This is a genomic window from Streptomyces muensis (assembly GCF_021474425.1).
In the GTDB taxonomy this organism is placed as follows: domain Bacteria; phylum Actinomycetota; class Actinomycetes; order Streptomycetales; family Streptomycetaceae; genus Streptomyces; species Streptomyces muensis.
In genome coordinates this window covers 1-21,072 of record NZ_JAKEIP010000146.1, presented here as the reverse complement: position 1 = coordinate 21,072, position 21,072 = coordinate 1, and the positions used below count along the sequence as shown (strand labels likewise).

Genomic DNA, 21,072 nt, shown 5'->3' with positions numbered 1-21,072 from the left:
CCCCCCCCCCCCCCCCCCCCCCCCCCTTTTCAAGCAGAAGACGGCATACGCGATGATATAACAGGTCTCGTGGCTCGGAGATGTGTATAAGAGACAGGTGCGCACAGTCAAAGCGACGGCCGCCGCCGTCACCGTGGCCCTGGCCGCCGGCGCAGCAACCGTCGCCGCCGGCCGACTGGCCAGCGGCGCAGCCCTGACGGCCCCCGCCGGCCGCCCCCTGCCCACCGAACCCCGCCTCACCGTGCACGCCACGGCCGCCGGCCAGATCACCCTCACCCGCGACCTGGCCTCCCTGCGCCCCGGCACCTACGGCCTCTCCGGCGACGCCTCGCACGCGGTCATCGGCCCCGTCCTCGCCACGGCGAAGCACTCCGCCGACACCGTCGTACGCCGCCTGGAACGCGTCACCCACGGCTCCCTCGAACCCGGCGACAGCGTCTGGCTCACCCCGAACGTCCACGTCGGCAACCCGAGCGCCGCCCTGGGCCTCGACCACGCCGACATCGACATCCCGGGCGAACTCGGCTCCCTGCCCGCCTGGTTCGTCCCCGGCGCACGCGACACCTGGGTCATCGCGGTACACGGCCTCGGCACCACCCGCGAACAGGCCATGAACCTCATGGAGTTCCTCAGCGGCCGCCACTTCCCGGTCCTCGCCCTCGCCTACCGCGGCGACCTCGGCGCCCCCCGCCCCCCGGACGGCCTGAACCACCTCGGCGAGACCGAGTGGCGCGACCTGGACGCGGCGATGCGCTACGCCGTCCGCTACGGCGCCAGGCAACTCGTCCTGCTCGGCTGGTCCACCGGCGCCACGATGGCACTGCGCGCCGCCGCGCACTCCGGCCTGCGCGACCGGGTCTCGGGCCTCGTCCTGGACTCCCCGGTCCTCAGCTGGGAGACCACCCTGCGCGCCCTCGCCAGGGCCCGTCACACCCCGGGCCCGCTGCTGCCGCTCGCGGTCCGCGCCGCACAGGGCCGCACCGGCCTGAGCGCCGACCACTTCACCGGCGACGGGACCCCTGAGCCGCTCACCGTGCCGACCCTGATCTTCCACGGCCCCGAGGACCGGGTGGCCCCCTGGAGCCTGTCCCGCCGCCTGGCCGACGACCACCCCAACCTGGTGGCCCTGCGCACGGTCGAGGGCGCCCCCCACGCGGCCATGTGGAACGCCGACCCGGAGTCCTACGAGGAGTCCCTGCGCCGCTTCATGACACCGCTCATGTGACGCCGCCGACCTGTCCCCGGCCTGTTCCCGACCTGTCCTCCGCCTGTCACCGTCAGCGTGCCGACAGCACCGGTGCGCCGGATTCCGTTTAACCCCGTACCACTGGCCTGTTCTGCTTCCCTCGCCCCTCGCCGGACCCCGTGCGTTGGCCATCCCCGTAGCCCCTCGTGACATTCCGTTTGGGTTTTCGGACCGTCAACCGGAAGACTGCACCCGTGACGTCCCGTATCCCGCGCGACTCCAGGCTTCGACTCGTCCGCCCGCGACCCCTGGCCGCCGCCCCCAGAGCTGTGAACCAGCGGCGCCCTCGCCGCCCCGCACCCCGCCCCCCGGAGGGCACACCGGCCCGGTCCGAGCTGGCCAGAATGGCACGTTCGGGTCTGGCCGCCGCGGCCCGCGTCGCCCACTGGGCGGACGCCGCGCTGCGCCCCGGCCCGGGCGGCGCGAGCCCCGACGGCAAGGGCACCCTCTCCGACGCGACCGCCGAACGCGCGGCCCGGGACCTCGGCCTGACCGTCGCTCAGGTCCGCGCCGACTGGGACACCGCCCGGCTCGCCGGCCTCGTCGAGGTGCACGGCGACAGCGCCCGCCCCGGCTGGCGGCTGCGTGCCTGGGACCGCGACGACAGTGCCGTGCTGCGCGGCTGGGTCGCCCTCTTCGACGCCTGGTCGCTCGCCCACCCGGAACCGGAGCAGCACACCCACGGCGCCGTGTCCGACGTCGTCTCGGCCCTGCCCCAGGTCCTGTCCTTCCTCCAGCTGTCCGCCGGCCCCGTCCCCGTGGAGCAGCTCCTGGACCTGCTGGAACAGCGGGTCACCGAACTGCGCACCGAACGCTGCGAGATCCCCTACGGACCGCGGCCCGAGCCGCTCCCGGACGCGCCGCCCGCCGAGGACACCCCCCTCGCCCCGCTCCTCGACTGGGCCCTGCACGCCCTCGCCTCCGTCGGCGCCCTCACCTGCGGCGACGGACAGGCCACCCTCACCCCGCTCGGCAGCTGGGCGGTCTGGGTCAAGCTGGAGCAGATCTGCGTCGCCGCCCAGAGCCCGGCCGGGAACATCGAGCAGGCCGCCGAGGACATGCTCCGCGGCTGCGCCCAGCTCCGCCCGAACGCCGCCCGCGACGAGTACCGCGCCTGGCTCGCCGCCCGTCCCGTCGGCAGCGCCGTCACCGAACTCCTCGGCGCCGCCCGCGGCGACGACGCCCTGCTGCGCGGCCTCGCCTTCGAGGCGCTGCGCGTCGTCGGCGCCCCCGCCGAGCCCGACGTACGCGCCGTCGCCGACGAGCCGACCCTGCGGCCGTACGCCCTGCTGTGGCTGGCCGAGCACGACGGCATCGACCCCGAGGACGCCCACGAGGTGCTCACCCGGGAAGAGGCCACCTGGCTGTGGGTCGACACCGCCGCCGCCGTCGCCGACCACGGCGAGGCCCCGATGCTCGTACGGCACCTGGAGTCCGCGGTGCAGCCGACCGTCCCGATGCTCCTGGAGGAGGTCCGCGCCGTCGGACACCCCCGCACCGTGCAGGTCCTGGTCGCGCTCGCCGCCGCGCACCCCGACCCCGCGCTCGCCAAGGCCGTACGCCGCGCCGCCTTCCAGGTGCACACCGGGGGGAACTGATCCGGCCGGGGCTCAGGCCTTCATCTCGGGGGTGTACGTGCCGAAGCTCCACACATTGCCCTCCAGGTCCCGGGCCATGTAGTCCCGCGAGCCGTAGTCCTGGTCCGTCGGCGGCATCAGGATCTCCGTGCCCTGCTCCACGGCCCGCCGGTGGTGTGCGTCGACGTCCGCCACGACGACGTACACCCCGGTAGTGCCCGCGTCCTTCATCGCCTTGTCGAAGGTGCTGCCGGTGCCTTTGGAGCCGAGCATCACCACGCCGTTCCCCTGCGCCAGCTCGGCATGGCCCACCGAGCCGTCCTCGCCCTCGTACACCGCCAGCGCCGTGAACCCGAAGGCCTCCGTGAGCTGCTTGATCGCCGCCTTCGCGTCCGCGTAGAGCAGCGTGGGATAGACGCTGGGACGCCCACCGCTCGTACCTGCCATGCCGATCACTCCCTTGTGACCCGTGTGCTCCCACGCCGCCACCGGCCGGGAGTTCCACCCGCTGCCCAGTCTCGCAGCGACCACTGACAACGGCCGGTCGTGCCGGGCCCCGGCAGCGGCCGAACGGGGGACGGACCCCGGTCCGTCCGCCGTGTCGTCACGGCATGCCCCGCCGCCCGCCGCGGGCGTGACTACGCTCTGCGCCGGATCCGCGGGAAGCGGATCGCCCGGGTGAGGGCCGGAGGGCTCCGGGACGGGTACGGAGGAGGAGCAAGGTGGCCATCCGCTCCCGGCTTCTGGCGCCCGCGCTCGCCCTGCTCCTCGCGATCCCGCTCCTGGCGGTCGCCCACCAGGCCCGCCCCGCCCCCTACGGCGACCACCTGACCGTCCCACGCACCGCCCCCGCGCGCGTGCCGCACGCCACCCCACGGCTCCGGACACACGGCACCGCCCTCCAGGCCCACGACCCCCGCACCGGAGCACTCCGCTGGCGCTACGCCCGCGAGGGCAGGCGCCCCCTCACCTCGCTGCACGCGCGCGGGGACGTCATCACGCTCTGGGACGACGGACTGGTCACCGCCACCGACGGCCGGACCGTCCGCTGGCACCGCGCCCTGCCCGCCCCCGGCGACTGGCTACCCGCCCACGGCGGTACGGGCGTCCTGCGCCCCCTCGGCCACGGCATGCTGGCCGTCGTCACCCCGCGCCGGGTCGCCGCGTACCGCGTCGCCGACGGTGATCTGCGCTGGGTGCTGCCCGCGCGGGACGGCTGCGCCTTCCGGCCCGAACGTGCCGTACATCACTCCAAGACGCTCGTCGTCGCCCAGCCCTGCCCCCAGGCGGCCTGGACCGCCCAGCTCGTCGCCCTGGACGACCTGGGACGGATCGTCCCGGGACGCGTAAGGCCCCGTCTCGAACACCCGAACCCAGAAAAAGTGCTTGCACAGCCCCGTTAGACTGGCCCCATGGCCATTCTCCTCGCGCATTAGACGGCGGGAACGTCCTCAGCCGCCCAACCCGCCACCTATCCCCGCCCTGGAGTCTGTCCGTGATCTCCGCCTCCGGTATCGAGCTGCGCGCCGGTGCGCGCGTCCTCATCGAGTCCGCGACCTTCCGTGTCGCCAAGGGTGACCGCATCGGCCTCGTCGGCCGCAACGGCGCCGGCAAGACGACCCTCACCAAGTGCCTCGCCGGCGAGGGCATCCCCGCCGGCGGCACCATCACTCGCTCCGGCGAGGTCGGCTACCTCCCGCAGGACCCCCGCACCGGCGACCTCGACGTCCTCGCCCGTGACCGCGTCCTGTCCGCGCGCGGCCTGGACGTACTGATCCGCAAGATGCGCGAGAACGAGCAGCGCATCGCCAACGGCCAGGGCGCGACCCGCGAGAAGGCGCTGAAGCAGTACGAGCGCCAGGAGACGGAGTTCCTCACCAAGGGCGGGTACGCCGCCGAGGCCGAGGCCGCCACCATCGCCGCCGCGCTCAACCTGCCCGACCGGGTGCTCGGCCAGCCCCTGCACACCCTCTCCGGTGGTCAGCGCCGCCGTATCGAGCTCGCCCGCATCCTGTTCTCGGACGCGGACACCCTGCTGCTCGACGAGCCGACCAACCACCTCGACGCCGACTCGATCGTCTGGCTGCGCGACTACCTCAAGACCTACCGCGGCGGCTTCATCGTGATCTCCCACGACGTCGACCTGGTCGAGACGGTCGTCAACAAGGTGTTCTACCTGGACGCCAACCGCGCCCAGATCGACGTCTACAACATGGGCTGGAAGCTCTACCAGCAGCAGCGCGAGGCCGACGAGAAGCGCCGCAAGCGCGAGCGGCAGAACGCCGAGAAGAAGGCCGCCGCGCTCAACGCCCAGGCCGACAAGATGCGCGCCAAGGCCACCAAGACGGTCGCCGCGCAGAACATGGCCCGCCGCGCCGAGCGCCTGCTCTCCGGTCTCGAAGAGGTCCGCCAGTCCGACAAGGTCGCCAAGCTCCGCTTCCCCGAGCCCGCGCCCTGCGGCAAGACCCCGCTGACCGCGGAGGGCCTGTCGAAGTCGTACGGCTCGCTGGAGATCTTCACCGACGTCGACACGGCCATCGACAAGGGGTCGAGGGTGGTCATCCTCGGGCTCAACGGTGCCGGCAAGACGACCCTGCTGCGGCTCCTCGCCGGGGTCGAGCAGCCGGACACCGGCGCGGTGATCCCCGGTCACGGACTCAAGATCGGTTACTACGCCCAGGAGCACGAGACCCTGGACGCCGACCGCACGGTCCTGGAGAACATGCGCTCCGCCGCCCCCGACATGGACCTCGTCGAGGTCCGCAAGGTGCTCGGTTCGTTCCTGTTCTCCGGCGACGACGTCGACAAGCCCGCCGGTGTCCTCTCCGGCGGCGAGAAGACCCGCCTCGCCCTCGCCACCCTCGTGGTGTCCTCGGCGAACGTCCTGCTCCTCGACGAGCCGACCAACAACCTCGACCCGGCCAGCCGCGAGGAGATCCTCGGCGCGCTGCGCACCTACAAGGGCGCGGTCGTGCTCGTCACCCACGACGAGGGCGCCGTCGAGGCGCTGCAGCCGGAGCGGATCATTCTGCTGCCGGACGGCGTCGAGGACCTGTGGGGCGCGGATTACGCGGATCTCGTCGCTCTCGCTTGATCGAATGCGTGATCACCGGGCTATGGATCATTCGGCCCATCCGTGATCCATCATCTGTGTGAGATCTCCTCGTACCGAGGTGTGTGCTACATCGAATTCGCGGCCGAGTCCTTTATCGACAAGGGCTCGGCCGTCGCGCTGCTCTGACCTGGGGCTTCTCAAAAGAACCCGTTCGGCCGTACGGACGGCTTTCTGCGGAATCCTGTATTCCGCTTGTGGGGATGTGCTCCTGTCGTCAAAACCTTGTCTCACGGACCTTGCCGAATGGGTGGCCATGAAGGCCCGGAGGGGTGATCATGAGGAGACCAGAGCGCACTTCCCATGAGGAGGCACGGGTGGCCGAGACTCTGAAGAAGGGCAGCCGGGTAACCGGCGCCGCGCGCGACAAGCTCGCGGCAGACCTGAAGAAGAAGTACGACTCCGGTGCGAGCATTCGGGCGCTGGCCGAGGAAACCGGCCGCTCGTATGGCTTCGTACACCGGATGCTCAGCGAGTCGGGCGTCACGCTTCGTGGGCGTGGCGGCGCGACACGAGGCAAGAAGGCCGCAGGCTGATCGCGGGCGGCCCATCGGCTTCGATGGTGGCCACCCGGTCGGTCAGCTGATCGACCGGGTGGTTACTGTGCAGTCACTTAGGGGGTGCCCTTCCGGGCATCCCATGATGACCGCACTCATCGGAGGCACCCCATGGCTTCGCCCGACCAGGAACACGCACCCCTGCTCGACAAGAACGGCGTACGGCTCGTCGTCGACGGCGCCATCGCCACGGTGACGCTGAACAACCCGGCCAAGCGCAACGCACAGAGCCCCGCCATGTGGCGGACGCTCGCCGAGGCCGGGCGCGCCGTGCCGGGCAGCGTGCGGGTCGTCGTGCTGCGCGGTGAGGGCAAGTCCTTCTCCGCCGGCCTCGACCGGCAGATGTTCACGCCCGACGGGATCGAGGGCGAGCCCTCGTTCATCGAGCTGGCGCGCAGCAGCGACGGTGAACTCGACGCTGCCATCGCCGAGTTCCAGGAGGGCTTCACCTGGTGGCGGCGCAACGACGTCGTGTCCATCGCCGCCGTCCAGGGGCATGCCATCGGTGCGGGCTTCCAGCTCGCGCTCGCCTGTGACGTGCGCGTCGTCGCCGACGACGTGCAGTTCGCCATGCGCGAGACCAGCCTCGGGCTGGTGCCGGACCTGACCGGCACCCACCCGCTGGTCGGGCTGGTCGGATACGGCCGCGCGCTGGAGATCTGCGTCACGGGCCGCTTCGTGGCGGCCGAGGAGGCCGTCAGCAGCGGGCTGGCCAACCTCGCGGTGCCCGTCGACCAACTCGACGACGCCGTACGGGATCTGGCGGGCGCGATCGTGGCCGCGCCACGGGACGCGGTGATCGAGACCAAGGCGCTGCTTCGTGGTGCCGTGGACCGGACCTACGACGAGCAGCGCGGCGCCGAGCGGGCCGCGCAGGCGCGCCGGCTGCGGGACCTGGCGGGCCTCGGCGAATAGCCGCCGCGCCCGATCGACCGCGACGCCCGGTCAACCGACGGCCGTGACCAGTACGGCCACCGTCGGGTGATCCACCAGCGCCTCGCGCACCCTCTCACGGACCTCCCGGGCCACCTCCACGGCCCGGTGGTCCGCGCTCACCGCGAGCTCCACGCGCACATGCCGGTGCGGCAGGGCCGTCCCGTCCTGCCGTTCCTCGATGTGCACCGCGCGGCTCGCCCCGCCCAGGACGCCCGTCAGCCGGGTCACCCCCGGCACCGCCAGGGTCACCGCGGTGACGCGCTCCTCGTCCGGGTTCCCGGGCTCGGCGGCCCACGTCGGCTCCGGCTGCCGTACGGGTGACGGTTCGGCGTCCTCGTCGAGCAGGGCCGTCACCCGTAGATCGACCTCGGTCACCGTCAGGCCCAGGCGTTCCGTTGCGGTGGCGGCCAGCAGCCCCCGCAGCCGGTCCGCCGTCACCGGCAACGCCTCGGCCGCCGTCGCCGCGAAGTCCGCCGTCACCCGCAGCGGGCCCGGCGGCAGGGCGCTCGGCGGAGGCGGTACGACGGCCTCGTACGTCTCCTCCGGGTCGGCGAGGGCGATCCGGAGCCTGTCCAGCCGTACCCCGCGCATGTCCTCGGCCGCGCGCCGCAGCGCCGCCTCGGCCGCCCCCTCGGAGATCCACGCGCCGTCGCGCGCGCCGCCCAGGGGCAGCAGCCTGCCCAGCCCCAACTGCTGCCGCACCGCTTGTGTCCACCGGTCCGCCGTCGTCATTCCTCCAGCCTGCCGCATCCCTGGGGCACGATCGCGCAAGCGTGCTTACGGTGGTCGAGGGACCGCAACCGAAAAGGACGAACGGCCATGACTGAGACGACGGACCAGAACCGGGGGACGGAGGCCGAGGCCGCCACCTCACGCAGGACCCAGGTCACCAAGCGCGGCGGGGGAGACCCCGGCGCCCGGGGCCGGACGACCATCGCCGACGGCGTCGTGGAGAAGATCGCCGGGATGGCCGCACGCGATGTGGACGGTGTGCACGCCATGGGCAGCGGGATCTCGCGGACCTTCGGGGCCGTGCGCGACCGGGTGCCCGGCGGGACGACGAAGTCGGTGACACGCGGGGTGAAGGCCGAGGTCGGCGAGGTACAGGCCGCGCTCGACCTGGAGATCGTCGTCGAGTACGGCGTGTCCATCGCCGACGTGGCCCGGGACGTGCGCGAGAACGTGATCACCGCCGTCGAGCGGATGGCCGGCCTCGAGGTGGTCGAGGTCAACATCGCGGTGAGTGACGTGAAGCTTCCGGAGGAAGAGGAAGAGGAACCGGAGCGCCGGATCCAGTGATGCGCCGGCGTCCGGACGACGCGGTGGCCGGGAGTTGCCGGGGAGCCGAGGGCCGACGGCTGATGGCTGATGGCTGATGGCCGAGGGCTGAGAGCGGAGAGCTGAGGAGCGCATCATGAGCATGGCCGTGGTCGGCATGATCGCCGGCATGGCACTGGGATTCGCCGGGTACTTCGGCGGATTCGGCGCCTTCCTGCTGGTGGCGGCCCTGGGTGCCGTCGGGTTCGTCGTCGGGCGGTTCCTGGAGGGGGACTGGGAGCTCGGTGACTTCTTCCGGCAGCGTGACGAACGGCGGCGGTGACGTCGGTGAGCGGTGGGGCCACGGAACTCGGCAGCGCGCCGTTCGCCGTCCCACCCGGTGAGCGCGGGGCGACCCGGATCGCCGACCGGGTCGTCGCGAAGATCGCCTCACAGGCCGCGCGCGAGGCGGTCGGCCCGCTGCCCGGGGACGCCTCCCGACCGTACGCCGACGTCGTCGTCCGCCCCCAGGCCGGTGAAGGGACGTACGCCGACGCCGCCCGGGTCCGTGTCCATCTCGAACTCGACTACCCCTGCGACATCGGCTCCCGGTGCGCGACCGTGCGTCGGCATGTCGTGGAGCGGGTAGGCGCGTTGGTGGGCATGGAGGTGCCGGAGGTCGCCGTACACGTGGAGCGGCTGCACCCGGCGCGCGGGCAGGGCGCGGCAGGGAGGACGCGATGAGCGAGTCCCAGGGTTCCGAAGGCACCACACAACGACTGCCGGTCATGGAGAAGGAGACCGGACCCGACCCCCTCGACCAGTCGGCCTCCGCGGCCGACTACGACCCACCGCCCCCGGTTGACGACAAGGGCCGCGGCGCCGGCTGCTTCTGGTCGGCACGCCGTATCCCGGCCGCGATCACGGCCCTGGTGCTGGCGCTCGCGGCGGGCTTCTTCCTCTACGACATCGCCGCCGTGCGCGCCGACCGGCCGCCCATGTACTGGCGCCGGGAACTGGCCCGTCAACTCGCCGAACGCCCTCTCGACGACATCTGGGTGCTCGTCGGCGCGGGCGTCGCCGCCGTCCTCGGCCTCTGGCTCCTCGTCCTGGCCACCACACCCGGCCTGCGCTCGGTCCTGCCGATGCGCCGCACCCACCCCGACGTACGCGCCGGACTCCACCGCGACCTCGCGGCCCTGGTCCTGCGCGACCGGGCCGTGGAGGTCTCCGGAGTCCAGTCCGTACGGGTCCGGGTACGCCGCCGCCGTGCCGACGTCCGTGCCGTCTCGCACTTCCGTGAACTGGACGAGGTACGCGCCGACCTGGACGCCACGCTCGCCGACGCGATCAGAGGGCTCGGGCTGTCCCGGCCGCCGGCGTTGTCGGTGCATGTGCGCCGGCTCGGACGGAAGGGGTGAGGGCCGTGCTCAGGGTCGTCAACCGGGTGTTGATCGGGCTGGTCGGGCTGGTGCTGCTCGTGATCGGCGGCTCCGTGCTGGCCGTGGGGCTCGGGCTTGATCCGCCGTCCTGGTGGATCCACGACAGCCGGCACGACGTGCTGCTCAGCGACGCCGAGCGGACGCGGTGGCGGGACGAGGGCTGGTGGTGGCCGACCGTGATCGCCGTGCTGGCCGTCCTGGTCCTGCTCGCCCTGTGGTGGCTGACCTCGGTCCTGCGCCGGCGTCGGCTCACCGAGGTCCTGGTCGACACCGGCGACGGCGAGGGCGCGCTGCTGCGGGGCCGCGCCCTGGAGGGCGTCCTGGCGGGCGAGGCGGCGGGCCTGGAGGGCGTCCAGCGGGCCCAGGTCCAACTGACCGGCCGCCGCAGCGCCCCCGAGGCCCGGGCGCGCCTCCTGCTGCAACCGCACGTGGACCCGGGGACCGCCCTGGACGACCTCACCGCACAGGCGCTGGCCCACGCCCGGAATTCAGCGGGACTCGCGGCACTGCCGACGGAGGTCCGACTGCGGGGCGTCAAACACCGTGCGGAAAGGGTGACTTGACCGAAAGGGTGACTTGAGCGGCCGCTTAGAATCCGTGCCGCATTCCGCCGTCCACCGGCACCATGATTCCCGTCAAATAGGAAGCCGCCGGGGACAACAGGAACGCCGCCGTACGCCCGAACTCCTCAGGCGTGCCATATCGGCGCAAGGGAATCCGCGCCTCGTTCGCGGCCCGCGTCGCCTCCGGATCGGCCGACATCCCGTCCAGCTCCCGTACCCGGTCCGTGTCGATACGCGCCGGAAGCAGCCCCACCACCCGAATGCCCCGCGGCCCCAACTCGTCCGCCAGGGACTTCGCGAAACCGGCCAGCCCGGGCCGCAGTCCATTGGAAATCGTCAGCCCCGGAATCGGCTCGTGCACCGAACCCGACAGTACGAATCCGATGACCCCGCCCTCGTCGAGCTCCGCCGCTGCCGCCCGGGCCAGCCGCACCGCGCCCAGGAACACCGACTCGAACGCCGCCTGCCACTGGTCGTCGGAATTGTCGGCGGCAAATCCGGCCGGCGGCCCGCCCACGCTGATGAAGATGCCGTGGAACCCGCCGAACCGCTCCCGCGCGGCGGCGATGAGCCGAGCCGGTGCCTCCGGATCGGCGTTGTCGACGCCCGCCCCGAACGCGTTCGGCCCCAGCTCGGCGGCGGCGTCGGCGGCCCGCTTCTCGTCCCTGCCGGTCAGGACGACCTTCGCCCCGTCGGCCGCGAGCTCACGCGCCGCCGCGTTGCCCAGGCCACGGGTGGCCCCCGTGACGACGTACACCCGGTCCTTCAGTCCAAGATCCATGGCCCCTATCCTGCCCCGTCGCCCCCGAACAGGGCGAGGGCGGTGTTCACCAGGCCGATGTGACTGAAGGCCTGCGGGAAGTTGCCGAGCTGACGGTCGGCCACCGGGTCGTACTCCTCGGACAGCAGGCCCACGTCGTTCGCCAGCCCCACCAGCCGGTCGAACAGCTCCCGTGCCTCCTCGGTGCGCCCCGTCATGTGCAGCGCCTCCGCGAGCCAGAAGGAGCAGGCCAGGAAGGTGCCCTCGTCGCCCGGCAGCCCGTCGACGGTCGTCCCGTCGGTGCTGTAGCGGCGCAGGAAGCCCTCATGGCTGAGCTCGGCGCGGATCGCGTCGATGGTGCCGACCACACGCGGGTCGTCGGGCGGCAGGAAGCCGACCCGCGGGATGAGCAGCAGCGCGGCGTCGAGCTCACGGGAGCCGTAGGACTGCGTGAAGGTGTTCCGCTCGGCGTCGTAGCCCTTCTCGCACACCTCGCGGTGCACCTCGTCGCGCATCGCCCGCCAGCCCTCCAGGTCCCCCTCGATCTTCGGGTGCTGCTCCAGGGTGCGCACGGCACGGTCCGCGGCCACCCACACCATCACCTTCGAGTGCACGAAGTGCCGCCGCCCGCCGCGCACCTCCCACAGCCCCTCGTCCGGCTGCCGCCACTCCGTCTGCAGCCACTTCATCAGGGAGGACTGGATCGCCCACATGTGCGGCTTGATGGGCAGTCCCGCGTGCCGGGCCAGTGCCAGCGTGTCCATGACCTCGCCGTACACGTCCAACTGGAGCTGTTTCACGGCCTCGTTGCCGATGCGTACGGGCCCGGAGCCGGCGAAGCCGGACAGCCACGGCACCTCGAACTCGGGCAGCCGCCGCTCGCCCGCCAGGCCGTACATGATCTGCAGGTCGGCCGGGTCGCCGGCGACCGCGCGCAACAGCCAGTCCCGCCAGGCCTCGGCCTCCTCGCGGTAGCCCGCCGACAGCCCCACGTTCAGCAGCAGGGTGGAGTCGCGCAGCCAGCAGTAGCGGTAGTCCCAGTTGCGGACGCCGCCCAGCTCCTCGGGGAGCGAGGTGGTGGGGGCGGCGACGATGCCGCCGGTCGGGCGGTAGGTGAGGGCCTTGAGGGTGATCAGGGAACGGACCACGGCGTCCCGGTACGGGCCGTCGTAACGGCAGCGCCTCACCCAGTGCCGCCAGTCCCGGACGCTGCTGTGCAGGGCCTTGTGCGCGTCGATGAGCCGCGGGCGCGGCTCGTGCGAGGGATGCCAGGTGAGGATGAAGGCGACCTTCTCCCCCTTTTCGACCGTGAACTCCGAGTGTGTACCGAAGTCCTTGCCCCAGGTGCGCACCTCGGGTTCGCTGCGCAGCCACACCGAGTCCGGGCCGGCCACGGCCACCCGCTGCCCGTCGGACTCGCGCACCCAGGGCACGATCGAGCCGTAGTCGAAGCGGATCCGCAGGGTGCTGCTCACCGTGACCCGGCCGCTGAGGCCCTCGACCACGCGTACGAGGTCGGGGGCGCGGTCGCGCTGGGGCATCAGGTCGGTGACGCGGATCGCGCCCTCGTCGGTCTCCCACTCGGTGTCCAGCACCAGGGTGTCCGGGCGGTAGGCGCGACGGGTGCAGGGGCCCTGGGCGTCCTTGGGGGCGATGCGCCAGTGGCCGTTGTCGTCGTCGCCGAGGAGTCGGGCGAAGCAGGCTCCCGAGTCGAAGCGGGGCAGACACAGCCAGTCGACGGACCCGTCCCTGCCGATCAGGGCAGCCGTCTGCTCGTCGCCGATGAGGGCGTAGTCCTCGATGCGCGGGTGCACGCAATTGCGGGTTCCCCGAGGGCCGGTGGGCCAATCAGGAGTGGGGCCGGGGGAGTGACGCGGGCGTCACACGCCGGCCGGCTCGGCCTCCGCGTCCGCCGGCTTCCGCTGCTCCGCCGCCCGGTCACGGGCCTCGCGGCGGGCCAGGATCACCCATCCGAGGGGAACCGCCGCGGCGAACAGCCACCACTGGAGGGCGTACGCGTAGTTCAGCGGGGCGTTCTCCTCGCCGGGCTTCCCGATCAGCTCCGGCGTGTCGCCCTTCGGCTCCGGCGTCGTCTGCACGATGTAGCCGCCGAGCACCTGTGCGCCGAGGCGCTCGCCCTCCTGCTCGCTGTTGATCAGCATGACCTGCCGGTCGGGGAGGCCTTTGAGGTTCTTGATGCCGCTCGCCTCGGTCGTCTCGTCGGGCATCAGCCGCCCGGTGACGGTGATCCGGCCGGTCGGCGGTGCCGGGATCCTGGGGAAGGCCGTCTGGCTGGGCCCGTCCGCGGGGATCCAGCCGCGATTGACCAGCAGCACCTTGCCGTCCGCCAGCACGAAGGGGGTGAGGACGTGGAAGCCGACCTCCTCGTCGGAGTTGACGCGGCGCCTCACCACGACCTCGTGCTCGGTGTCGAAGCGGCCCACCGCGGTCACGGTGCGGTAGCGCTCCTTGGTGGTGACGGTGTGCCCCGGGGCGGTCAGCTTCTCCACGGCCACCGGCTCCGCGCCCAGCGCGTCGGCGACCAGTTGGTTGCGGGCGTGGCGCTCCTCGTAGCGGTGCATCTGCCAGATGCCCAGCCTGATCATCGTGGGGATGAGGAGCAGGGCGACCAGCGTGAGGATCACCCACTGCCGGGACAACAGGAAGCGGTACACCCCACGACCGTACAACTCGGTCGTGGGGTGCTTTCAGGCGGGTACGGGTCCTGGCAGGTCACACCTTGTCGACGATCCCCACCTTTCCCTCCGCGCGGGCGCAGTGTGCGCCGCAGAACCACTGGCCCTCGACCTCGACGCCCTGCCCGATGATCTGGACCCGGCAGTGCTCGCAGACGGGTGCCATGCGGTGGATCGCGCAGGAGAAGCAGTCGAAGACGTGCACGGCGCCCTGCGCGTGCACCTCGAAGGTCATGCCGTAGTCGTTTCCACACACTTCACATGTCGCCATGCGCCACAGGGTGGGCCGTCACCGCGGTCCGGGCGAGAGGGCTCGGGGCGAGTCGCCCGGCAATCACCCGTCCGTACGGTCACCGCTCCGACGCCGGTTCCACATCCCTGAGGAGCTGCCCGAACGCCGCCTCGTCGATCACCGGCGTCCCGTACTGGCGGGCCTTGACCACCTTCGAGGTGCCCGCGTCCGGGTCGTTGGTGACGAGCAGGCTGGTCAGCCGGGACAGGCTCGTGGCCACATGCAGCCCGGCCTCGATCGCACGGTCCTCCAGCAGGTCGCGCTCGACCGACGTGTCCCCGGAGAAGGCGACCCGCATGCCCTGCTTGAGTCTTTTGCCCTCTTCGTAACGGCCTGGGTTGGGATACGGGCATGCGGGCCTTTTGCGCGACGGGCGCCAACTGGTCGGACGATAGCTGCCGTATCCGCCACCGCCGTATCCGCCGCTGTGGCTGCCGCCTCCGCTCGCCTGCTGTCCGATCCGGGGTGTGGCCGTGTCCCGCCACTCGGTCAGCGGCCGGCACTCCTGGAGCGGCAGCCGCACGCTGCCCGCCGCCGCGGCCCGCAGGCTCGGCCGGAACGCCTCCGCCAGCACGCGCGCGTCGTCCAGCGCGTGGTGCGCCCGCTGCTGCACGACGCCGAAGTGGGCGGCCAGCGACTCCAGCTTGTGGTTGGGCAGCGGCAGGCCCAGCTCCTTCGACAGCGCGATGGTGCACAGCCGCTGCCGCACCGGGGCCTCGCGCTCCGCGCGCGCGTACTCCCGCGCGATCATCTGCCAGTCGAAGACGGCGTTGTGTGCGACGAGCACCCGTCCGTCGAGCCGGGCCGCGAACTCCTCCGCGATGTCCGGGAAGAGGGGAGCGCCCTCCAGTGCCTCGCTCGTCAGACCGTGGATCCAGACCGGGCCCGGGTCGCGCTCCGGGTTGACCATCGTGTACCAGTGGTCCTCGACCTCGCCGCGCGCGTCCAGCCGGTAGACGGCCGCGGAGATTATCCGGTCGTCCCGGGCCAGTCCGGTGGTCTCCACGTCAACGACCGCGTATCCCTCGGGATACGCGGTCGGCCACTCGGTGGGGGAGGGCGCTGCGGTCGCACGGTCTTCGAGCATGGTCACTGAGGATACGGGCCTGGACTGACAGCCCACGCCGTCAGGTGCCTTGCGCCGCCCGCCTGTTCGAGCACCGCGAACACCGACGCGTCAACCGGTCGGCGTACGCACGGTGTTGCCCGCCCTCCTCCGGACGCCGACTCGTCGGCGCCCGCCCAGGAGCGTCGGTACATCCCGTATGTCCCTCGCGGTGCGATGCTCCGCATGTGACCGAAACGACGCATGACGAGACCCACGGCGGCTCGCTGGGCGAGCGGCTGAACTGGCTGCGGGCGGCGGTTCTCGGGGCGAACGACGGCATCGTGTCCACCGCGGGCCTCGTCGTCGGCGTGGCCGGCGCGACCGACGACCGCTCGGCCCTGCTCACGGCCGGACTCGCCGGGCTGCTCGCCGGGTCGATGTCGATGGCCGCGGGGGAGTACGTCTCGGTTTCCACGCAGCGCGACTCCGAGAAAGCCGCGTTGGCCCAGGAGAGGCGGGAGTTGCGGGAGCGGCCGGAGGCCGAGCTGGTGGAGCTGACAGGACTGCTCGAACGACGTGGGCTGTCGAAGGACGTGGCCCGGGAAGCGGCCGTCCAGCTGACGGAACGTGACGCGTTGAAGGCGCACGCGCGCGTGGAGCTCGGTATCGACCCGGACGACCTGACCAACCCGTGGCACGCGGCGTGGGCGAGCTTCCTGGCGTTCACGGCCGGTGCGCTGCTGCCGTTGCTGGCCATGGTGCTGCCGCCGGCGGACTGGCGCCTGACGGTCACCGTCCTCTCCGTCCTGACCGCCCTCGCCCTGACCGGCTGGAGCAGCGCCCGCCTCGGCGCCGCCGCCCCGACCCGCGCGGTACTGCGCAACACTGCGGGCGGGGCGCTGGCCATGGGGGTCACTTATGCGGCCGGGACGCTGCTGGAGGTGGCGGGGGCGTAGCCCCTGCTTGCCGTCCAGGGTGCTCGGCCTCGCGTCTTCCGACTTCCTGGTGACCGACCGAGGCCGTGAAGGCGAGCCGATCGAGGACTCAATGCGCTCGCCGACGCGGACGCGACGGACTCACCAGCGGATCGGCACCGGCAGCGCCGTCAGCAGTCCCGACACCGCGACCACCACTGCCAGGGCGACGACCTCCGCGCGCGCCGGAGCGCAGGCGGTCAGCGGATCGGCCGCACGGCGCAGCCGGAACCTGGCCCACAGGGCGAGCCCGGCCACGGCCGCCATCAGCAGCACCTTGGCCAGCAGGGCGCGCCCGTACGCCGTCTCGGTGAGCTGCTGGAGGATCGTGTCCGACGGCATCCGGCGCAGCGAACTCCACACGCCCGTCGCCGTGATGGCGGCGAGCAGTACGGCCGCCACGCGCGCGTAGAGGCCGAGCAGAGCCGCGCCGGTCTCCCTGACGCCCCATCCGCGCAGGGTCCGCAGGGCGTGCAGCAACCCGCCGACCCAGAGCGTCGCGCAGGCCAGGTGCACGAACGTCAGACCGGAGCCCAGCAGCGGGCTGTGCTCGGTCGTGGGGTGCGCGCGCAACGCCTCGGCGACCACGACCGCGGCCAGCGGCCAGAGCTGGGTCGTGGGCCGGCGCGAGAGGGCGCACAGCCCGGCCACGGCGAAGGCGTTGACCTCCAGCAGCGCCAGCTTGCCGTCACGCGCCCCGTAGAGGCCGCCGACGTCGAGGTCCGCGAGGCTGTGCGGCACGAGGTTGCCCGTGGAGACGACCGAGGCGAGACCCAGGGCGGCGACGAAACCGGCCCCGGCCGCCCAGGGCGACCAACTGCGGGGCACGACCGTCGGAGCGCCGGGCACGGACCCGGCCAGCCGGTTCACGAACAACTCGCCCACCGGGACGCACAGCGCCGCGAACAGCACCGTACGCAGCAGCGCGATCCCCTCGGTGCCGGGCGCCGCGGCCTCCCCGGTGCCGTCCAGCGCGACCGACGGCCCGAGCAGCGGGATCAGCGCCGCCAGCGCCACCAGTACGAGAACGGCGACGGCCCGGCCGATACCGGCACGAGGGCCGGGCTCACTCCCGTTGGCAACGCCAGGGGAGGGTCTTGTCAATGTCACCTCATGATCTTCACAAAACATTACAGACTCGGGCAAGTACCGGAAAAGAAGTGGGGTGCGGCATTCCGCAGTGGCGGTGCGGCATTCCGCAGGGGATACGGCTCCGACGGCGCGCCGAACTCAGACCCACCGCGCCGGATCCACGCCCCAGACCCCCGGCGGCCGCGCCCAGTCGCCCGGACCGCCCGCGAACGACACCGGCGGCAGGGCGTACCGCAGTCGCCCGAGCGCACTGCCCCGCTCGTTAAGCCAGGTGCCGGGCGCGATGCCGGCGCCGTCCGCTCCGTCCGTCAGGACCTCCTCCAGGCCGTCCTCCAGGCCCGGCCGGATCCCGTTGACCAGCCACTCCGCCGTACGCGCCAAGGCAAGCCGTACGCACTGACCCTCGCCCCGCCCCGGCCCCAACTGCTCGGTCAGCGCCCGCAGTACGGCCGCCGCCAGCAGATACCCCGTCCCGTGGTCGAGGGCCTGCGCGGGCAGGGCGCCGGGCGAGCTCAAGGCGGCCGGCCCGTCGATCGTGGCCCTCGTCGCTCCCGTGGTCCCCGTGACTCCCTCGATGGCCGCGATTCCGGTGGCGGCCTGTACAAGGCTGTCGAACCCGCGCCGCTCGCGCCACGGCCCGTACGACCCCCAGGCCGACAGCTCCGCCACGACCAGCCCCGGCCGCCGCTCGGCCAGCGCCCGGGCCGACAGGCCGAAGCGGTCGAGGGCGCCCGGCCGGTAGCCCGTGACAACGACGTCCGCCGCCGCGAGCAGCTCCTCGAAGGCGCGCCGGTCGACCGTGAGGTCCAGCGTCGCCGAGCGCTTCCCGAAGCCCGTGTCGGTGTGCTGGTCGGCCAGTTCGGGCAGCCGCGGCGCGTCCAGGCGCAGGACGTCCGCGCCGAGCAGCGCGAGCGTGCGGGTGGCGACAGGACCCGCGATGACCCGCGTCAGGTCCAGCACGCGCACTCCGGCGGCGGGCAGCAGGGGCGTGCCGTCGAGCGACGGGAGCGCACGCGCGCGTACCGTGTCCGACCGCTCGTGTTCGACCAGGGGCCGCCGGGCCACCGCGGCCGCCTGCTCGTGCGCCGCCCACTCCTCGGGCGTACGCAGCGCCACGGCCAGCCCGCCGGCCGCGTACACGGCCTCCTCCACCTCCAGCGAGGAACGCTCGGCGAGGGCCGCTCCCACGGCGTCGGGATCCTCCTCGGCCACCTCCAGCGCGGCCGCCAGACGGGCCCGGTGATGGGGATAGTTCGCATGTGTCCGCACCCAGCCGTCCGCCGTCCGCCAGAACCGCGACAGCGGCGCGAACGACACGGGCGCGCGCCCGTCGACCAGCAGATGCCGCTCACTCACGAACGCCGTGGCGATGGCCCCGTCGTCCAGCGTCACCTCGGGCACCTCGGCAAGCCCGGCCCGCCGCGCCCCCAGCTCGGCGGCGGCCAGCGCGCACGCGCCCACACAGGCGCGCGCCAACTCCCGTACGGGAAGACGCGCCTGAAGCGCGCCCTCCCGCACCACGGTCGACACCCGGGGGAGCAGGGCGGGATCGCCGCCCACCGCGGACCAGGCGAACTTGATTCCAGTCATGACTGCACTATGCAGTATTGACTCGATCAATATATCGCCTCAGTCGCCTCCACCTCGGTTCAGTCGACGGCGTCCATCGCGTCGACGATGCCGAGCCCGTAGAAGCCGTTGGACCGCTTGCCGCCCTCGCACACCGCGTCCTGCTTGCCGTCGCCGTCCTGGTCGTACGAATCCGGGCAGCCCGGGTTGTCCGCCAGGGCCTTCAGCAGCGAGCGCAGCTGGGCCGGACCCGCGTGCGGGTACCGCGACTTCAGCAGCGCGGCGACGCCCGCGGCATGCGGCGAGGCCATCGATGTGCCCTGGAGGAAGCCGTACTGGCCGTTCGGGAGAGTGGAGAGGATCCGGCCGTTCTTCGAGGGGGTGTCCGGGATCTGGTAGAGCCGGTCGCCGCCCGGGGCCGCGACATCGACGACGCCGTAGCCGTACGAGGAGTAGTACGACTTGACGTTCTGTACGCCCGTCGCGCTGACCGTGACGATACCCGGCAGCTGCGTCGGCACGTCGAAGCACGTGTGCGGGTCGATGGTGCGCTGCACGGGCTTGGAGTCGTCGGGGCTGGTGTCGTCGACGATCGCGTCGGAGTCCAGGTCGTGGTTGGAGTTGCCGGCCGACGCGAAGTGGAGCGTGCCCTTGCGCTGGGCGTACAGCTGGGCCCTGTTGACCGCGTCGACGATCGCCCGCTGGTCCGGATCGTCCATGCAGTTGTACAGCCACGGATCAACGTAGTAGCTGTTGTTCGTGATCTCGACACCGTGGTCGGCGGCGAACACGAAGGCGCACACGACACTTTCGGGGTAGTAGAGGCCGTTGACCGGGTCGCTCACCTTGATGGCCGAGACCTTGACCCCGGGTGCGACACCCGCGATGCCGATGCCGTTGCGGGGTGCGGCGATCTCACCCGCCACATGGGTGCCGTGGGAGTCGGCGCTCGTCCACGGCCGCCAGGCGCCCGCTGCGGTGTCGGCCTTGCCGCCGACGCAGTTCGCGGACTGGGCGGCGGAGAAGTTCGGCGCGAGGTCGGGGTGGGTGTCGTCGACGCCGTTGTCGATCACGGCCACGGTCACCCGGCGGCTGCCCGGGTTGATCTGCGCGGCCTTGTCGGCGCCGATCGCGCGCAGGCTCCACTGGTCGGCCTCCAGCGGCTCGCTCTCGGCCGTGGCGGCGGACGCCCTCGCCGTCCTCTCGGCCTGCCGCTCCGACAGGAGCTGGACCGGGCCCTCGTCCGTGGTGCCGGCGGCGGTCAGGGGCGTCGTACGCGTCGCACCCGCCGACATGACGCCGCGCACCTCACGCATCGTCTTCGCGAAGTCGGGATTCGCCGAGTGGACGACGATCACGCCGATCCTCTCGTAAGCGATCACGACCGTTCCGCCGGCCGTGGCAATGGCCTTCTTCACCGACTCGATCGTGCGGTGGTCCGACCGGGTGTTGACGACATACGCCAGAGAGGGCGCGTCCCCGGCCCGTATGACGGGCTCGGCGGCCGGTGCGGCCGAGGCCGCCGTAGGCAGCAGGCCGAGCGAGGCGGTCAGCGACAGAGCGAGGGGTACGGCGAGACCGAGCCCGCGTCTGAACCGCAGATGACCCATGGGATCTCCACATCATCCGGAACGAGCACCGCCCGGGCGCGGATGAGCGCGCGGGCAGGTACATGACGAGTGGTGCAGTGTGAAGCTATCTCTGAACCTCCCGGCCAGCAATCGCTGATCCGAGCGACTTCGGAAAGACGTCCTGGGAGTTGAACCGGTCCTCGCGTGGCGCCGTGACCTTGGACAGGAGGCGCGAGCACGATCGAGCCCCCTGTCGGATCACGTGCCGGGGCCCTAACATCGCCAGCCGGCTCGAGTGATCCACGTCACCACGAGGAACAGAGCCGTCATGCCCGTACCCGATCCGCCCCCGACCTCCGGTCCGCCCCCGATCCCCGATC

General features: G+C 72.3%; 22 protein-coding genes. 12 read left to right on the top strand and 10 right to left on the bottom strand.

Translation table 11 applies throughout. The annotated features are described in order from the left end of the window. Window positions 1–97 precede the first annotated feature (97 nt). Complete coding sequence (locus L0P92_RS28250) at window positions 98–1,225, top strand: alpha/beta hydrolase (RefSeq protein ID WP_234765875.1); 1,128 nt, start codon at window positions 98–100, stop codon at window positions 1,223–1,225. Window positions 1,226–1,440: 215 nt separating this feature from the next. Beyond that, window positions 1,441–2,844, top strand: coding sequence for a hypothetical protein (locus tag L0P92_RS28245; protein ID WP_234765874.1), 1,404 nt, complete (start codon window positions 1,441–1,443; stop codon window positions 2,842–2,844). A 12-nt stretch (window positions 2,845–2,856) separates the two neighbouring features. Here the strand turns inward: L0P92_RS28245 and L0P92_RS28240 are convergent, their stop codons facing one another. Beyond that, window positions 2,857–3,270, bottom strand: a complete 414-nt coding sequence (locus L0P92_RS28240) for a VOC family protein (RefSeq protein ID WP_234765873.1) — start codon at window positions 3,268–3,270, stop codon at window positions 2,857–2,859. Window positions 3,271–3,545: 275 nt separating this feature from the next. On the opposite strand from L0P92_RS28240, the gene L0P92_RS28235 reads away from it, so the two are divergent. The 4 genes from L0P92_RS28235 (at window position 3,546) to L0P92_RS28220 (ending at window position 7,407) form a co-directional block, all read left to right on the top strand. Beyond that, window positions 3,546–4,226: a PQQ-binding-like beta-propeller repeat protein gene (locus L0P92_RS28235; RefSeq protein ID WP_234765872.1), complete on the top strand. Its 681-nt coding sequence runs from the start codon at window positions 3,546–3,548 to the stop codon at window positions 4,224–4,226. Between the two features lie 92 nt (window positions 4,227–4,318). Further along, window positions 4,319–5,917, top strand: a complete 1,599-nt coding sequence (locus L0P92_RS28230; RefSeq protein ID WP_308289767.1) for an ABC-F family ATP-binding cassette domain-containing protein — start codon at window positions 4,319–4,321, stop codon at window positions 5,915–5,917. A gap of 335 nt (window positions 5,918–6,252) precedes the next feature. After that, window positions 6,253–6,471: a helix-turn-helix domain-containing protein gene (locus tag L0P92_RS28225; RefSeq protein WP_019758351.1), complete on the top strand. Its 219-nt coding sequence runs from the start codon at window positions 6,253–6,255 to the stop codon at window positions 6,469–6,471. A gap of 132 nt (window positions 6,472–6,603) precedes the next feature. Beyond that, the gene (locus L0P92_RS28220) at window positions 6,604–7,407 is read left to right on the top strand and encodes an enoyl-CoA hydratase/isomerase family protein (RefSeq protein ID WP_234765871.1); all 804 of its coding nucleotides are present in this window, start codon (window positions 6,604–6,606) and stop codon (window positions 7,405–7,407) included. A 30-nt stretch (window positions 7,408–7,437) separates the two neighbouring features. Here the strand turns inward: L0P92_RS28220 and L0P92_RS28215 are convergent, their stop codons facing one another. Continuing rightward, window positions 7,438–8,160, bottom strand: coding sequence for a nucleopolyhedrovirus P10 family protein (locus L0P92_RS28215; RefSeq protein WP_234765870.1), 723 nt, complete (start codon window positions 8,158–8,160; stop codon window positions 7,438–7,440). Between the two features lie 87 nt (window positions 8,161–8,247). On the opposite strand from L0P92_RS28215, the gene L0P92_RS28210 reads away from it, so the two are divergent. The 5 genes from L0P92_RS28210 (at window position 8,248) to amaP (ending at window position 10,690) form a co-directional block, all read left to right on the top strand. Next, window positions 8,248–8,727, top strand: a complete 480-nt coding sequence (locus L0P92_RS28210; RefSeq protein WP_234765869.1) for an Asp23/Gls24 family envelope stress response protein — start codon at window positions 8,248–8,250, stop codon at window positions 8,725–8,727. 115 nt (window positions 8,728–8,842) lie between these two features. Continuing rightward, window positions 8,843–9,028 (top strand): hypothetical protein, encoded by a 186-nt coding sequence (locus L0P92_RS28205; RefSeq protein ID WP_234765868.1) that lies wholly within the window; start codon window positions 8,843–8,845, stop codon window positions 9,026–9,028. Next, window positions 9,025–9,429: an Asp23/Gls24 family envelope stress response protein gene (locus L0P92_RS28200; protein WP_234765867.1), complete on the top strand. Its 405-nt coding sequence runs from the start codon at window positions 9,025–9,027 to the stop codon at window positions 9,427–9,429. Before L0P92_RS28205 ends, L0P92_RS28200 begins: the two co-directional genes overlap by 4 nt. After that, window positions 9,426–10,106 (top strand): DUF6286 domain-containing protein, encoded by a 681-nt coding sequence (locus L0P92_RS28195; RefSeq protein WP_234765866.1) that lies wholly within the window; start codon window positions 9,426–9,428, stop codon window positions 10,104–10,106. Before L0P92_RS28200 ends, L0P92_RS28195 begins: the two co-directional genes overlap by 4 nt. A 5-nt stretch (window positions 10,107–10,111) precedes the next feature. Beyond that, entirely contained in the window at window positions 10,112–10,690 is a 579-nt protein-coding gene (gene amaP, locus L0P92_RS28190; RefSeq protein WP_234765865.1) for an alkaline shock response membrane anchor protein AmaP, read from the top strand. Window positions 10,691–10,715: 25 nt separating this feature from the next. Here the strand turns inward: amaP and L0P92_RS28185 are convergent, their stop codons facing one another. The 5 genes from L0P92_RS28185 to L0P92_RS28165 all read right to left on the bottom strand — a co-directional run bounded on the left by L0P92_RS28185 (window position 10,716) and on the right by L0P92_RS28165 (window position 15,525). Beyond that, window positions 10,716–11,471, bottom strand: a complete 756-nt coding sequence (locus L0P92_RS28185; protein ID WP_234765864.1) for an SDR family oxidoreductase — start codon at window positions 11,469–11,471, stop codon at window positions 10,716–10,718. 5 nt (window positions 11,472–11,476) lie between these two features. After that, a complete protein-coding gene (locus L0P92_RS28180) occupies window positions 11,477–13,264 on the bottom strand; it encodes a glycoside hydrolase family 15 protein (RefSeq protein WP_234765863.1) in 1,788 nt (595 codons plus the stop codon). A gap of 66 nt (window positions 13,265–13,330) precedes the next feature. Continuing rightward, a complete protein-coding gene (locus L0P92_RS28175; protein WP_234765862.1) occupies window positions 13,331–14,125 on the bottom strand; it encodes an SURF1 family cytochrome oxidase biogenesis protein in 795 nt (264 codons plus the stop codon). Between the two features lie 58 nt (window positions 14,126–14,183). Beyond that, window positions 14,184–14,417 carry a metallothionein gene (locus L0P92_RS28170; protein WP_062719308.1) on the bottom strand — a complete coding sequence of 78 codons (234 nt, stop codon included), beginning with the start codon at window positions 14,415–14,417 and terminating at the stop codon, window positions 14,184–14,186. Window positions 14,418–14,496: 79 nt separating this feature from the next. Beyond that, window positions 14,497–15,525 (bottom strand): DEDDh family exonuclease, encoded by a 1,029-nt coding sequence (locus L0P92_RS28165; RefSeq protein WP_234765861.1) that lies wholly within the window; start codon window positions 15,523–15,525, stop codon window positions 14,497–14,499. A 206-nt stretch (window positions 15,526–15,731) separates the two neighbouring features. On the opposite strand from L0P92_RS28165, the gene L0P92_RS28160 reads away from it, so the two are divergent. Beyond that, window positions 15,732–16,442 (top strand): VIT1/CCC1 transporter family protein, encoded by a 711-nt coding sequence (locus tag L0P92_RS28160; RefSeq protein WP_234765860.1) that lies wholly within the window; start codon window positions 15,732–15,734, stop codon window positions 16,440–16,442. A gap of 120 nt (window positions 16,443–16,562) precedes the next feature. Here the strand turns inward: L0P92_RS28160 and L0P92_RS28155 are convergent, their stop codons facing one another. From L0P92_RS28155 to L0P92_RS28145, 3 genes are all read right to left on the bottom strand, one after another. Continuing rightward, on the bottom strand, window positions 16,563–17,570 hold the full coding sequence (locus L0P92_RS28155; protein WP_234765859.1) for a CopD family protein: 1,008 nt from the start codon (window positions 17,568–17,570) through the stop codon (window positions 16,563–16,565). A 120-nt stretch (window positions 17,571–17,690) separates the two neighbouring features. After that, on the bottom strand, window positions 17,691–19,142 hold the full coding sequence (locus L0P92_RS28150) for a CoA transferase (protein ID WP_234765858.1): 1,452 nt from the start codon (window positions 19,140–19,142) through the stop codon (window positions 17,691–17,693). Between the two features lie 59 nt (window positions 19,143–19,201). Continuing rightward, the gene (locus L0P92_RS28145; RefSeq protein ID WP_234765857.1) at window positions 19,202–20,731 is read right to left on the bottom strand and encodes a S8 family peptidase; all 1,530 of its coding nucleotides are present in this window, start codon (window positions 20,729–20,731) and stop codon (window positions 19,202–19,204) included. Window positions 20,732–21,072: the final 341 nt, after the last annotated feature.

What these genes read in the sequence shown, in the direction of transcription:
- L0P92_RS28240 (WP_234765873.1), bottom strand. Translation starts at nt 3,270, where the DNA reads ATGGCAGGTACGAGCGGTGGGCGTCCCAGCGTCTATCCCACGCTGCTC.
- L0P92_RS28220 (WP_234765871.1), top strand. Translation starts at nt 6,604, where the DNA reads ATGGCTTCGCCCGACCAGGAACACGCACCCCTGCTCGACAAGAACGGC.
- L0P92_RS28215 (WP_234765870.1), bottom strand. Translation starts at nt 8,160, where the DNA reads ATGACGACGGCGGACCGGTGGACACAAGCGGTGCGGCAGCAGTTGGGG.
- L0P92_RS28210 (WP_234765869.1), top strand. Translation starts at nt 8,248, where the DNA reads ATGACTGAGACGACGGACCAGAACCGGGGGACGGAGGCCGAGGCCGCC.
- L0P92_RS28205 (WP_234765868.1), top strand. Translation starts at nt 8,843, where the DNA reads ATGAGCATGGCCGTGGTCGGCATGATCGCCGGCATGGCACTGGGATTC.
- L0P92_RS28195 (WP_234765866.1), top strand. Translation starts at nt 9,426, where the DNA reads ATGAGCGAGTCCCAGGGTTCCGAAGGCACCACACAACGACTGCCGGTC.
- L0P92_RS28185 (WP_234765864.1), bottom strand. Translation starts at nt 11,471, where the DNA reads ATGGATCTTGGACTGAAGGACCGGGTGTACGTCGTCACGGGGGCCACC.
- L0P92_RS28170 (WP_062719308.1), bottom strand. Translation starts at nt 14,417, where the DNA reads ATGGCGACATGTGAAGTGTGTGGAAACGACTACGGCATGACCTTCGAG.
- L0P92_RS28165 (WP_234765861.1), bottom strand. Translation starts at nt 15,525, where the DNA reads ATGCTCGAAGACCGTGCGACCGCAGCGCCCTCCCCCACCGAGTGGCCG.
- L0P92_RS28150 (WP_234765858.1), bottom strand. Translation starts at nt 19,142, where the DNA reads ATGACTGGAATCAAGTTCGCCTGGTCCGCGGTGGGCGGCGATCCCGCC.
- L0P92_RS28145 (WP_234765857.1), bottom strand. Translation starts at nt 20,731, where the DNA reads ATGGGTCATCTGCGGTTCAGACGCGGGCTCGGTCTCGCCGTACCCCTC.